The organism is Pseudomonas sp. 28 E 9, from assembly GCF_900004785.1.
Lineage (GTDB): Bacteria > Pseudomonadota > Gammaproteobacteria > Pseudomonadales > Pseudomonadaceae > Aquipseudomonas > Aquipseudomonas orientalis_A.
In genome coordinates this window covers 314,705-328,394 of the sequence record NZ_CVTK01000054.1, presented here as the reverse complement: position 1 = coordinate 328,394, position 13,690 = coordinate 314,705, and the positions used below count along the sequence as shown (strand labels likewise).

At 62.2% G+C, this 13,690-nt stretch carries 10 protein-coding genes and 1 pseudogene; 9 read left to right on the top strand and 2 right to left on the bottom strand.

Annotated elements, in window-relative coordinates:
- Positions 1-165: 165 nt before the first annotated feature.
- A complete protein-coding gene (locus tag BFQ00_RS23165) occupies positions 166-2,385 on the bottom strand; it encodes a primosomal protein N' (protein WP_065897893.1) in 2,220 nt (739 codons plus the stop codon).
- 213 nt (positions 2,386-2,598) lie between these two features.
- Here BFQ00_RS23165 and rpmE point away from each other — a divergent pair, with 213 nt between their 5' ends.
- The 3 genes from rpmE (at position 2,599) to BFQ00_RS23150 (ending at position 5,106) form a co-directional block, all read left to right on the top strand.
- The gene (rpmE, locus tag BFQ00_RS23160) at positions 2,599-2,835 is read left to right on the top strand and encodes a 50S ribosomal protein L31 (RefSeq protein WP_003237330.1); all 237 of its coding nucleotides are present in this window, start codon (positions 2,599-2,601) and stop codon (positions 2,833-2,835) included.
- A 14-nt stretch (positions 2,836-2,849) separates the two neighbouring features.
- Complete coding sequence (locus tag BFQ00_RS23155; RefSeq protein WP_065934875.1) at positions 2,850-3,647, top strand: thermonuclease family protein; 798 nt, start codon at positions 2,850-2,852, stop codon at positions 3,645-3,647.
- Between the two features lie 190 nt (positions 3,648-3,837).
- Positions 3,838-5,106 (top strand): malic enzyme-like NAD(P)-binding protein, encoded by a 1,269-nt coding sequence (locus BFQ00_RS23150; protein ID WP_065893697.1) that lies wholly within the window; start codon positions 3,838-3,840, stop codon positions 5,104-5,106.
- 586 nt (positions 5,107-5,692) lie between these two features.
- Here BFQ00_RS23150 and BFQ00_RS23145 read toward each other — a convergent pair.
- On the bottom strand, positions 5,693-8,155 hold the full coding sequence (locus BFQ00_RS23145) for a penicillin-binding protein 1A (RefSeq protein ID WP_371914208.1): 2,463 nt from the start codon (positions 8,153-8,155) through the stop codon (positions 5,693-5,695).
- Positions 8,156-8,373: 218 nt separating this feature from the next.
- Between BFQ00_RS23145 and pilM the strand changes: the two genes are divergently transcribed.
- The 6 genes and pseudogenes from pilM to aroB all read left to right on the top strand — a co-directional run bounded on the left by pilM (position 8,374) and on the right by aroB (position 13,690).
- Entirely contained in the window at positions 8,374-9,030 is a 657-nt protein-coding gene (pilM, locus tag BFQ00_RS23140) for a type IV pilus assembly protein PilM (RefSeq protein WP_065934873.1), read from the top strand.
- Positions 9,027-9,578: a PilN domain-containing protein gene (locus BFQ00_RS23135; protein WP_065885700.1), complete on the top strand. Its 552-nt coding sequence runs from the start codon at positions 9,027-9,029 to the stop codon at positions 9,576-9,578. The genes pilM and BFQ00_RS23135 overlap by 4 nt, the downstream gene beginning before the upstream one ends.
- A complete protein-coding gene (locus tag BFQ00_RS23130; protein WP_065934872.1) occupies positions 9,575-10,546 on the top strand; it encodes a pilus assembly protein PilP in 972 nt (323 codons plus the stop codon). The genes BFQ00_RS23135 and BFQ00_RS23130 overlap by 4 nt, the downstream gene beginning before the upstream one ends.
- A 147-nt stretch (positions 10,547-10,693) precedes the next feature.
- Positions 10,694-11,941: pseudogene (locus tag BFQ00_RS23125) on the top strand (type IV pilus secretin PilQ); the annotation flags it as partial.
- A gap of 4 nt (positions 11,942-11,945) precedes the next feature.
- Positions 11,946-12,464, top strand: coding sequence for a shikimate kinase AroK (gene aroK / locus BFQ00_RS23120; protein WP_065885698.1), 519 nt, complete (start codon positions 11,946-11,948; stop codon positions 12,462-12,464).
- A 125-nt stretch (positions 12,465-12,589) separates the two neighbouring features.
- Positions 12,590-13,690, top strand: coding sequence for a 3-dehydroquinate synthase (gene aroB, locus BFQ00_RS23115; protein ID WP_065934871.1), 1,101 nt, complete (start codon positions 12,590-12,592; stop codon positions 13,688-13,690).

Here is a 13,690-nt window from a genome sequence, read left to right as displayed (position 1 = left end):
GGCGGGCTTGCCAACCTTCGCAGGACCTGCGGAGCCTTTTAAGGTGACCCTACTCACTGTAGGAGCGAGCTTGCTCGCGAAAAACCTGAGGGCGTCGCGTTTATCCAGAATAAACGCAGTGTGCTTGAGTTTTTCGCGAGCAAGCTCGCTCCTACAGGGGACGGCTTAATACAAATCGACCGGGTCTACATCCAGTGACCATCGCACCTGCCGGCCACTGGGCATTTGCTCCAGGGCCAGCAACCAGCTGCTCAATAGCCGATGCAACGGCGCACGGGACGTTGCCTGCAAGAGTAGCTGGGCGCGATACCGTCCGGCGCGGCGTTCCATGGGCGCGGGCACCGGGCCGAGCAGCTCGATGCCGCTCAGACCCAGCTCTGCCAGCAAACGTTCAGCGGCGCTGCACGCTTCGTCCAGAAAGCCTTCGGCCTGGCCCGGTTTATGCGCCTCGGCGCGCAGCAGCGCCAGGTGCGCAAACGGCGGCAGCCCGGCGGCGCGGCGCTCGCTCAACGCCTGTTCGGCGAAGGCAAAGTAACCTTGTTCGGTCAGTTGAATCAGCAGCGGGTGGTCGGCCAGGTGCGTCTGGATAATCACCCGGCCCGGCTCTTCGGCGCGCCCCGCGCGGCCGGCGACCTGCACGATCAGTTGCGCCATGCGCTCGCTGGCGCGGAAGTCGCCGGAGAATAAACCACCGTCCGCATCCAGGATCGACACCAGGGTCACCCGTGGAAAGTGATGCCCTTTGGCAAGCATCTGCGTGCCGACCAGGATGCACGGCTGGCCTTTCTGGATGGTGGCGAACAGTTGGTTCATCGCGTCTTTGCGCGACGTACTGTCGCGGTCCACCCGCAGCACCGGGTAATCCGGGAACAGAATGCCCAGGCGCTCTTCGGCGCGCTCGGTGCCCGCGCCGACCGGGCGCAGGTCGACCTTGCCGCATTGTGGACAGTGGCGGGGCACAGGTTCCACATGGCCGCAGTGGTGGCAGCGCAGTTCGCCGTAGCGCTGATGCACGGTCATGCGCGCATCGCAACGCTCGCATTCAGACATCCAGCCACAGTCATGGCACAGCAGCGTCGGCGCAAAACCGCGGCGGTTGAGGAACACCAGGACTTGCTGGCCGGCGGCGAGGGTCTGGCCGATGGCTTGCTGCATCGGGCCGGAAATTCCGCTGTCCAGCGGTCGGCTTTTGACATCCAGGCGCAGGAAACGCGGTTGCTTGGCGCCACCTGCGCGTTCATTCAGGCGTAGCAGGCCATAACGACCGGTGTAGGCGTTATGCAGGCTTTCCAGGGAAGGCGTGGCCGAACCCAGCACAATCGGGATGTCTTCCTGGCGCGCGCGCACCAGGGCCAGGTCGCGGGCGTGGTAGCGCAGGCCTTCCTGTTGTTTATACGAGCCGTCGTGTTCTTCGTCGATGATGATCAGGCCCGGATTTTTCATAGGGGTGAACAGCGCCGAGCGCGTGCCGATAATAATGTCGGCTTCGCCGTCCCGCGCCGCCAGCCACGACTCCAGGCGCTCACGGTCGTTGACCGCCGAGTGCACCAGGGCGATGCGGGCGTTGAAACGCTGTTCGAACCGCGCCAGGGTTTGCGGGCCGAGGTTGATCTCGGGGATCAGCACCAGCGCCTGTTTGCCGGCCTGCAAGGTTTCGCGGATCAACTGCAAATACACTTCGGTCTTGCCGCTGCCGGTGACGCCGGCCAGCAGGAACGCATGGAAACTGTCGAACCCTGCGCGGATCGCTTCATAGGCGGCGCGTTGTTCGGGATTCAGCGGCAGCTCCGGCTGGGCCAGCCAGTGTTCATGGCGCGGATCGGGGGCGTGCTTGCGGATCTCCACCTGCACCAGCCCCTTGGCCAGCAGCAGGTCGAGGCTGTCCTTGCTCAGCATCAGCTTGCTCAATAGCTGATGAGCCACGCCGTGGGGGTGCTGCGCCAGGGTGGCGAGGGCTTCACGTTGGCGCGGCGCGCGGGCGATGCGTGGGTCGTCCAGGCGCGCGCCGGGAACCATCGACCAGAAACGTTCCTGGCGCGCTTCGGCCAGTTCGCCCTGGCGCAGCAGCACCGGCAGCGCCCAGCTCAGGGTATCGCCCAGGCTGTGCTGGTAATACTGCGCGGTCCACAGGCACAGCTTGAACAGCGCGGGCGGCAGCGGCGCGGTGGCGTCGAGGATGGCGATGGCCGGCTTGAGCTTTTCGGCCGGCACTTCGCTGTGGTCGGTGACTTCCACCAGGATACCGATCATTTCCCTACGCCCGAACGGCACGCGCACGCGCATGCCGGGCTCCAACTGCGCACGCGGCACACCCGCCGGCGCCCGGTAATCGAACAGGCGGCGCAGGGGCGAGGGCAGGGCGAGGCGCAAAATGGCGTCGGGCACGCGGAGGGTCTCATCTAGGCAGGTGGTGGCGCAGGGGCGGGAGCCTAGCAGACAGGGGAGGGCTTGGGTATGCCGTGGTTTTCTGATGAAAGGCGGTTTTCGGTCGGACGCGCAGCTTGCGTGATTGAAAAGGTCTGTTAGAATTCGCGGCCTAATTACGTGCGGTATTCGACAATAGTGTCGAGTGGCGGCACGCTAGCCCGAGGAAGTGCCATGAAAGCCGATATCCATCCAGCGTACGAAACCATCGAAGTTACCTGCAGCTGCGGCAACAAGTTCGAAACCCGTTCGAACCTGTGCAAGCCACTGGGTACTGACGTATGCAACGAGTGCCACCCGTTCTACACCGGTAAGCAGAAGACTCTGGACACCGGCGGCCGTGTACAGCGCTTTGCAGATCGCTTTGGTGCTTTCGGCAAGAAGCCTGCTGCTGCTACTCCGGCAGAGTAAGGCTCAAAAGCCTTATGGGCTTTTGCCAGCTGTTGAAAAAGGCGTCCCTCGCGGGCGCCTTTTTTGTGCCTGCGATTTGGCTATCCGCCACCCAGGCCCAGGTGTTCTGCCCCGCGCCGGCGTCGGTGGCGCCTGTGCACGTGCAGCGCGTGGTGGATGGCGACACTGTGCGTCTCAAGGATGGCCGCAGCGTTCGGATGATCGGTATCAACGCGCCGGAGACCGGTAAGAAGGGCCGCTCCGACGAGCCGTTTGCGGCTGCCGCGCGCCAGCGTCTGCAGGCATTGGTCAATGCCAGTGACGGTCGCCTCGGGCTGGTGCGGGGGCGCGAGGGTAAAGATCGCTACGGGCGAACCCTTGCCCACCTGTATGGCGCCGACGGCAACAACCTTGAGGCGCAATTGCTGGCTGAGGGCCTGGGGTTTCAGGTGGGTGTCGCGCCGAATGTCGAGCTGGTCGCCTGTCAGCAGGCTGCTGAAAACAGTGCGCGTAACGCGCGGTTGGGGCTTTGGCGGCAATCGCCGGTACAGAGCGTGGCGCAACTCAAGCGGTCGGGGTTCGCCCTGGTCAGCGGACGGGTCAGCAAAATCGAGCGCAATCGCGGTGGCGTCTGGATCCAGTTGCAGGGCTCACTGGTATTACGCATTGCGCCTGATCGGGTCCGTTTATTCGATACCGCCATGCTCAATGGTCTGCAAGGCAAGACAATCGAGGCGCGTGGCTGGGTGCAGGACCGCTCCAGGCGCGGCGGGCCGAAAGACCCTCAGGCACGTTGGCTGTTGCCGCTCACCGATCCGAGCATGCTGGGCTGAGCGCAATAATAAAAAATTGTAGACATTTTTTTATGCGATTGTGAACAGTCTAGCCCTTGTATCCCGTGGCTTTAGACTAAAGTACGCCGCAGCAGGGCCTTGACACCTGTGACTGACCAGTCTTGTAGGGGCTTTACGACACGCGTATCCTCGGCGGTCCGTCGACCAACAGTAAAAGCGGAATGCCGATATGTCTGATTTGAAAACTGCCGCTCTCGAATATCATGCCAATCCTCGTCCAGGAAAGCTGAGTGTAGAGCTCACCAAAGCCACTGCCACCGCCCGTGATCTGTCGCTGGCCTACAGCCCTGGCGTTGCCGAGCCCGTACGTGAAATCGCCCGCGACCCCGAGCTGGCATACAAGTACACCGGCAAGGGCAACCTGGTTGCAGTGATTTCTGATGGCACCGCGATCCTGGGTTTGGGTAACCTCGGTCCATTGGCGTCCAAGCCGGTCATGGAAGGCAAGGGCGTGCTGTTCAAGCGCTTTGCCGGCATCGATGTTTTCGACATCGAAGTCGACTCCGAGAGCCCGCAGGCCTTCATCGACACCGTCAAACGCATTTCCATCACCTTCGGTGGCATCAACCTGGAAGATATCAAGGCACCTGAGTGCTTCGAGATCGAAAAGGCGCTGATCGAACAGTGTGACATCCCGGTATTCCACGATGACCAGCACGGCACCGCGATCGTTACCGCGGCCGGCATGATCAACGCCCTGGAAATCGCCGGCAAAACCCTGGGTGAGGCGAAGATCGTCTGCCTGGGCGCCGGCGCTGCGGCCATTTCCTGCATGAAGCTGATCATCAGCATGGGCGCCAAGCTGGAAAACATCTACATGGTCGACAGCAAGGGCGTGATCCAGTCCGAGCGTACCGACCTGAACCAGTACAAGGCGATGTTTGCCCACCCGTCCTCCAAGCGCACCCTGGCTGACGCCCTTGACGGTGCCGACGTGTTCGTCGGCCTGTCCGGTCCGAACCTGCTGAGCGCCGAAGGCCTGAAGTCGATGGCGCCGAACCCTATCGTGTTCGCCTGCTCCAACCCGGACCCGGAAATCGCCCCGGAACTGGCCCACGCCACCCGCGACGACGTGATCATGGCCACCGGCCGTTCGGACTACCCGAACCAGGTCAACAACGTGTTGGGTTTCCCCTTCATTTTCCGTGGTGCCCTGGACGTTCGCGCCAAGCGCATCAACGAAGAAATGAAAGTAGCGGCCGCCAACGCCCTGCGTGAACTGGCCAAGCTGCCGGTGCCGCAGGATGTCTGCGACGCCTACGGTGGCGCCAAGCTGGAGTTCGGTCGTGAGTACATCATTCCGAAACCCATGGACAAGCGCCTGATCACCCTGATCTCCGATGCCGTGGCCAAGGCTGCAATCGAGACTGGTGTGGCAACCCTGCCGTATCCGAAGAACTACCCGCTGCAAAGCGTGGATGATGTGTTCAACGGCTAAGCCTGAGTAACGCACCCACCAAAAAGCCCCGGCTCTCGCGAGTCGGGGCTTTTTGTTGGGTGGTAATTATCTGAAGGCTGGCGAAGGTCCAAATGTGGGAGGGGGCTTGCCCCCGATGGCGGCCTCTGGGCCGACCAGGGTATTGGATTGGACCGAGTGCATATCCGTTTCTGCGGTAACGGCTGATAATGGTTCCGCTTTTACAGCGGCTCACTTTTGAAAAGCGCAAAAGTAAGCAAAACGCTCTTGCCCCACCACTCGGCACCTCGCTTAGGCTCGGTGTGCCCGAACGCAGGCTTGAATCCGTGGGCCGCCGCAATGGGCCATCCATGGCCCAGTGCGGCTAACCCGGCGTCCTGCCGGGTTGCCCACGGATTCAAGCCTGCATTCGGCCAGCGTGGTTTAACGGGGCGCCTGAGATCAAAAGCAGATCAAGATCAAGAGCGGCTCGCTTCGCATCGTGGTTACGGTTGAGCGCTACAGAGTTGTGTAGATACCTACGCCCCGATAGCGGTGCATCAATGACAGATACTGACACACTGCAATCGGGGGCAAGCCCCCTCCCACATTGGAACTGTGTTGCGCCTTAGAAGAGGTCGATCGGCGCGCCTTCATCCGCCGGCAGCGGGCTGCCCGGTACGGCGCCGTTGCCCAGCTCGTTGACCGACGGCGGCGTGTCTTCGCTCTTGAACAGTTCGAAGTAGGCGTTCGGCGTGCTTGGCGAGGCCGCGCGGCCGCTGACCGGGTCGATGCGCAGGCTGAGGATGCCTTCAGGTTCCGGCTGGGTGTGCAGCGGCTTGTCCTTCAAGGCTGCGCCCATGTAACTCATCCAGATCGGCAGCGCCACGGTGCCGCCGAATTCGCGACGGCCCAGGCTTTCGGGCTGGTCGTAACCGGTCCATACGGTGGTCACGTAGTCACCGTTGTAGCCGGAGAACCAGGCATCCTTGGATTCGTTGGTGGTACCGGTCTTGCCCGCGATGTCCGCACGGCCCAGGGCCAATGCACGTCGGCCGGTGCCCTTCTTGATCACGTCCTGCAGGATGCTGTTGAGAATATAGGTGGTGCGGCCATCCACGATGCGTTCAGCCACCGCCGGTGCCTGTGGCTCGTCCGGCGCTTGAGCGTTTGCGGCAGGTGTCGTACCCGGCGTCGGCTCAATGGTGATGCCGCCGTTACTTGGCGCGGCGAGACCATCGGTTGCCGCCACGCCATTGACCACATCGCCGGGTACCCGTGGCGGGTTGGCGGTGAACAGTGTGTCGCCATTGCGGCTTTCGATCTTGTCGATCAGGTACGGCGAGATCTTGTAGCCGCCGTTGGCAAAGGTGCTCCAGCCGGTGGCAATTTCCATCGGCGTGAGGGTCGCGGTGCCCAGGGCCAGGGACAGGTTCGGCGGCAGGTCAGACTTGGCGAAGCCAAAGCGGGTCATGTAGTCGATGGTCTTGCCCACGCCCATCGCCTGCAGCAGGCGGATCGACACCAGGTTGCGCGACTTGTACAGCGCCTCGCGAATGCGGATCGGGCCGAGGAAGGTGTTGGTGTCGTTCTTCGGGCGCCAGACCTTGTCCAGGTACTCATCGACGAACACAATCGGCGCATCGTTGACCAGGCTGGCGGCGGTATAGCCGTTATCCAGCGCGGCGCTGTAGACGAACGGCTTGAAGCTCGAGCCCGGCTGGCGCTTGGCCTGGGTGGCGCGGTTGTAGTTGCTCTGCTCGAAGGCGAAGCCGCCGACCAGCGCGCGGATCGCACCATTTTGCGGGTCCAGGGACACCAGTGCGCCCTGGGCGACCGGTACCTGGCTGAATTTCAGGCTGTCATCGGCCTGGCGTTGCACACGGATCAAGTCACCCACCTGCGCCACATCGGACGGCTGCTTGGGCATCGGGCCCATGCTGTTGGTATTCAGGAATGGACGTGCCCATTTCATGCTGTCCCACGCCACATGCGCTTCGCCGCTGCGGGTCAGTACCTGCACGCCATCTTTCTTGACCTGGGTGACGATGGCCGGCTCCAGGCCACTGATCGGGCGTTGCTTGCCCAGTTCGGTGGTCCAGGCGCTCAGGGTCTTGCCCGGCAGGCGCGATTCAGGGCCGCGATAGCCGTGGCGCTGGTCATAGGTGATCAGGCCATCGTGCAGCGAATGGTTGGCAATTTCCTGCAAGTTGCTCGGAACGGTAGTGGTTACGCGGAAACCTTCGGTGTAGGCCTCGCTGCCATACCGGCCAACCATTTCCGCACGGGCCATTTCGGCGATATACGGCGCATTCACTTCCGGCGTCGGCACGTGATAGCTGGCGTTCAATGGTTCGGCCACGGCACTTTCGTAAGCCGTCTGGTCGATCTTGCCGAGCTTGTACATGCGCCCCAGGATCCAGTCGCGACGCTCCTTGCTGCGCGCCGGGTTGGCCAGCGGGTTGAAGCGCGACGGCGCCTTGGGCAGGCCGGCAATCATCGCCATTTGCGCAAGGCTCGCATCCCGAATCGACTTGCCGTAGTACACCTGGGACGCCGCCTCGATGCCGTAGGCACGGTTGCCCAGGTAAATCTTGTTGACGTACAGCTCGAGGATTTCGTCCTTGGTCAACTGGCGTTCGATCTGCAATGCCAGCAGGATCTCGGTGGCTTTGCGCGAAAAACTGCGCTCGCTGGTGAGGAAGAAGTTCTTCGCCACCTGCATGGTGATGGTGCTGCCGCCGGATTGAATGTGTCCGCTTTTTACCAATTGCGTGGCTGCACGGACCAGGCTGCTGGGGTCGACGCCGTAGTGGTTGGCGAAATTATCGTCTTCAGCCGACAGCAGTGCGTTGATGAAATTGGGCGGAATGTCGGCGAAACGGATCGGTGTACGGCGCATTTCGCCGAACTCCGCGATCAGTTTTTCATCGCTGCTGTAGACCCGCAAAGGAATCTGCAACTGGATACTTCTGAGGGCCTCTACCGACGGCAAACCCGGACTAAGGTAGAGGTAGGCCCCGCTGAGTACGAGCAGCAGCCCGCAGACGATCGCGACAATGGAGTACCCGAAAAACTTCAGCAGACGAATCAAGGCTTTTGGATTTCCAGAGAAAAGAAAGAGTTACGCGTCGGGGCATGCATGGCGAACGATGGATCGACCCGGGCGGCAGATAAAAAGCGGGAAAAAACGCTGGGCATTAAAGCATTTTCGCCTCCGGGCGTCATTCGCACGGCTCAAACAAGTCGACCGAATGCACGGCCCGGAGGCAATCAGGCGGTAAGACAGGCAAAGCTTTAGGGAGTTTTATGGGAAAGGGATTTTTCAGGCGAAAACACGCCATCGTTCTCGGCGTCGACATCAATGACCGAGGTATCAAGCTGATCGAGCTGGGCCGTTCGGCGCAAGGTTTCAGCATTCAGGGCTACGCCGCGCAGGGGTTGCCGGCGCATGCGGTGGTCGATGGCACCGTGCTCGACCTTGAAGGGGCCGGGCGGGCGCTGCAGCAGGTATTATCGCGGCTGCACAGTCGCGCCAGGCACGCAGCCGTGGCCGTCTCGGGCCCGTCGGTGATTACGCGGGTGATCGAAATGGACGCAGGCCTCAGCGACGAAGAGAGGGCCTGGCAGATACACATGGAGGCCGACCAGTACATTCCTTATCCTCTGGACGAAGTCGCCATCGATTTTCAGGTACGCGGCCCGTCGTCCCAGGGCGCCGGGCGGGTGCAGGTCATGTTGGCGGCTTGCCTGCGCGAACAGGTCGAGGCGCGCGAGGCGGTCCTGGGCCTGGCCGGGCTGGTGACACGGGTGGTGGATGTCGAAGCATTTGCATTGGAGCGCGCTTGCCGTCAGGATTTTGCCAGCTTCACGCCAGGTCATCGAGTCGATGGCGCACAATGGGCCGCCGATGCCCACGGGATGGGAGTGGCTTGCGGGTTGGCCCTGAGGAGTTTCGCTGGATGACACGAATCAATCTTTTGCCTTGGCGCCAACTGCTGGCCGAGCGGCGCCGCAAGTATTTGTTGGTGCTTTTGCTGGCGTTTGCCTGCCTGGCGCTCGCGGCGGTGTGGCTGGCCGATCAAGTGATCGACCAGGCGATAGACCGGCAGGTCACCCGCAACGTGCGCCTGGACGGAAATGTTGCCGCGCATGACTCACGAATCAAGACCATCGACGACCTGCAGGAGCGAAGCCAGCAATTGGCGCAGCGCATGAAGGTGATGCAGGACCTGCACGACGCTCGCTCCTCCGGCGCTCGGCTGTTCGATCAGCTGGCGCGCACGATGCCCGATGGCGTTCACCTGCATGAGGTGGTCGCCAACGGCGACACGCTCAGCATCCGCGGCAGTGCCGACAGCAACCAGGATATCGCCCAGTTGATGCGTCGGCTGGAGGCGTCGCAAGGCGGCCATTCGGCGCGGCTCGAGCGTGTTCAGGCAGAGGGTGAGCGCGGCGCTCATCAGTTTCAGTTGATGGTGCGCCAGGGGGAAACCATCGAGGCGCAACCATGAGCCTGCCCGGGCTCGACTTTTGCGCACTTACCTACAACGCTGCAAAATGGCCCTGGCCCGGAAAGGTGCTGCTTGGCTGCGCCCTCGGCGGCCTGGTGCTGTTGATAGCGGAGGTGTCATACCTGGGCGCTTCGCGAGCGCGATTGCACGGGTTGGAGGCGCGCGAGCAAGTGCTGCGCGGGCAGCTTGAACAGAGTGCCGGTGTGGCCGCAGACCTTGAGGCGCACACCGAGCGCGTCAGGGTGATGGAAGACACCGTCGCGGATCTTCAAGGGCAACTGTCCGGTGACGCTGCAGTGCCGGACTTGCTTGAAGACATCGCTCGGCTGGCGGTTGCCAAGGGCGTATGGGTCGAGGGCGTCGAGGTGATGGACGAGGCGTCGCAGCCGTTCCATGTCGAACAGCCCTTGAAGGTTGGCGTTACAGGGGGTTATCACGACCTGGCGGCGTTCGTCAGCGCCCTGGGTAGTTTGCAGCGCGTCGTCACGGTGCATGACCTGGCGTTGCGCTCGGAAGGGGCTTTGTTGCGGCTGGAGCTGCTGATCAAGGCCTATCGAGGCGTTTTCCAGGGGGGCAAGGCATCACAGGCGGGCGTCCCGGCTCCGCGCTTTGTGTACGACGCGACCTCCCTGCGCGACCCGTTTCAACTGACAGCCTTACAGCCGGATCATACGCCTGGGCGGCCCGCCCCTGCTCCGGATCTCACACGGCCGCGCGGGCTGCTGGAGGGCATCGCAATCGACCAGTTCGACATGGTCGGCACGCTGTCCGGCGGCGGGCAGAGCTTCGCGTTGCTGCGTGCCGGATCAACGGTGCATCGGCTGGCGGTCGGCGATTACCTCGGGCCGGATCATGGTCAGGTCACGTCCATCCAGGACGGCCATGTGGAGCTGGTCGAGCGCTTTCCCGATGAACAGGGCCTCTGGCTGGAGCGCCCGCGAACGCTGGTGTTGAACGTCAACTCATAACGGAATCAAACAATGAAAAGGATTTTCTTGTCCTTCGGCGTGGCGCTATGGATAGCGTTCACGGTGCCGATGGCTGTTGCTGTGCCCAATCGCGTCGACCTTATCCATCTGCCGCCGCCCGAAAGCGCATCGTCGGCCGGCTACACAGGCGACACACTGAACCTTAATTTCCAGAACATCGATTTGCGCGCGGCATTGCAGCAAATCGCCGATGTCGCCGGCCTGAACCTGGTGGCCGCAGACGAGGTGCAGGGTTCGATCACCCTGCGGCTCAAGGACGTGCCCTGGGACCAGGCGCTGGACCTGGTGTTGCAAGCCAAGGGGTTGGACAAGCGGGTCATGGCCGGCGTCTTGCTGGTGGCCCCCGCCGACGAATTGGCCGCACGCGAACTGCTGACGCTGGAGGCGCGCAAGCAGATGGCCGAACTGGCGCCGTTGCGCCGGGAGTTGCTGCAGGTCAATTACGCCAAGGCGGCGGACCTGGCCAAGCTGTTCCAGTCCATGGCCGGCTTTGAAGGCGCGACCGACGAACGCGGTTCGGTGGCGGTGGACGATCGCACCAACAATATCATCGCCTACCAGACCGCAGAGCGGCTGCAAGAGCTGCGGCGGATCGTGGCGCAGTTGGACGTCCCGGTGCGCCAGGTGATGATCGAGGCGCGCATTGTCGAGGCCAATGTCGATTACGACAAAAGCCTGGGCGTGCGCTGGGGTGGGCGGCTCAATCGCGGCAATTGGGGCGCCGGCGGTATTCCCAAACCCCTGGCAGATGGCGCGCAGCCAACGCAGAACCCACCCAGTTCACCCTTTGTCGATTTGGGTTCGCTGACCGGCACCTCGGGTCTGGGGCTGGCGTTTATCACCGACAACCTGCTGCTGGACCTTGAGCTGGCCGCCATGGAAAAGTCCGGCAACGGCGAAATCGTCTCACAGCCCAAGGTGGTCACCTCGGACAAGGAAACCGCGCGCATTCTCAAGGGCACCGAGATTCCCTATCAGGAATCCACGTCCCAGGGCGCCACCTCGGTCTCGTTCAAGGAAGCTTCGCTGTCGCTGGAGGTCACGCCGCAGATCACCCCCGACGATCATGTGATCATGGTGGTCAAAGTCACCAAGGACGAACCCGACTATTTGAACAAACTCAACGACGTGCCGCCGATCAAGAAAAACGAGGTCAATGCCAAGGTCCTGGTCAAGGATGGCGAGACCATTGTCATCGGCGGGGTTTTCTCCAATACCCAGAGCAAAGTGCTAGATAAAGTGCCATTTTTGGGCGATGTGCCGTATCTTGGCCGCCTTTTCCGGCGCGATGTGCGGTCGGAGAAAAAATCCGAGCTGCTGGTATTCCTGACTCCGCGTATCATGAATAACCAGGCGATTGCTGTGAGTCGTTGATTCTGTGCGAAATTTGATTCTTGTAGGGCCGATGGGGGCTGGAAAAAGCACCATCGGCCGTTTGCTGGCCAAAGAGCTGCGCCTGCCGTTCAAAGATTCCGATAAGGAAATTGAATTGCGCACGGGTGCCAATATCCCATGGATCTTCGATAAGGAAGGCGAACTGGGCTTTCGCGACCGCGAGCAGGCAATGATTGCCGAGCTGTGCGGCTGCGATGGCGTGGTATTGGCCACCGGCGGAGGCGCAGTGATGCGTGATGAGAATCGCCGCGCCCTGCATGCCGGTGGTCGGGTGGTGTATCTGCATGCCTCGGTCGAGCAGCAGGTGGGCCGCACGGCTCGTGATCGCAATCGCCCATTGCTGCGCACGGCAAACCCGGAAAAAACCCTGCGGGACCTGCTTGCGCTGCGCGATCCGCTGTATCGGGAGATCGCCGATCTGGTGGTGGAAACCGATGAACGGCCGCCCCGAATGGTGGTACTCGATATTCTTGAGCGCCTGCAACGGCTGGCACCCCGTTAAAGCCTGGCCGCAAATGCGCTATTCTCGGCGGCGCGCCATGACCTTGCGGGGCATGGCGTAGAGCCATCAGGCAGCGTCTGATCCAGGCGTTACCGGTCGTCACACTATCTTCAACGCGGGGACACATGCAGACACTTAAGGTCGATCTAGGCGAGCGCAGCTACCCGATCCATATTGGCGAAGGTCTGTTGGACCTGCCCGAACTGCTCGCACCGCATATTGCCGGTCGGCAGGTGGCAATCATCTCCAACGAAACGGTGGCGCCGCTGTATCTGGAGCGTCTGAACCGCAGCCTGGCGGCGTACTCGGTGATCTCGGTAATCCTGCCCGACGGCGAAGCCCACAAGAGCTGGGAAACCCTGCAGCTGATTTTCGATGGCCTGCTGCGCGCACGGCATGACCGCCGCACCACCGTGGTCGCCCTGGGCGGCGGTGTGATCGGCGACATGGCCGGCTTCGCGGCCGCCTGCTACCAGCGTGGCGTGGACTTTATCCAGGTGCCGACCACGCTGCTGTCCCAGGTCGATTCGTCGGTGGGCGGCAAGACCGGCATCAACCATCCGCTGGGCAAGAACATGGTCGGCGCGTTCTATCAGCCGCAGGCCGTGCTGATCGACACGGCCACCCTCAACACCTTGCCACCCCGCGAGCTGTCGGCGGGCCTGGCGGAAGTGATCAAGTACGGGCTGATCTGCGACGAGCCCTTCCTGACCTGGCTGGAAGAACACATGGACGCCCTGCGCGCCCTCGACCAGGTGGCACTCACCGAGGCAATTTCCCGCTCCTGCGCAGCCAAGGCGCTGGTGGTCAATGCCGACGAACGGGAGTCCGGTGTACGGGCTACCCTGAACCTGGGTCATACCTTCGGCCATGCGATCGAAACCCACATGGGCTATGGTGTGTGGCTGCATGGGGAAGCCGTCGCGGCTGGCACTGTGATGGCATTGGAGATGTCGCAGCGCCTGGGCTGGATCAGCGCCCAGGAGCGTGATCGCGGGATCCGTCTGTTCCAGCGCGCCGGCTTGCCGGTGATTCCGCCGTCCGAGATGACCGAAGCGGATTTCCTGGAGCACATGGCAATAGACAAGAAAGTGATCGACGGTCGGCTGCGGCTGGTGCTGTTGCGCCACATGGGCGAAGCGGTGGTGACCGACGATTATCCGAAAGAGATTTTACAGGCCACGCTGGGAGCGGATTACCGCGCCCTGGCCCAGCTTAAAGGTTAA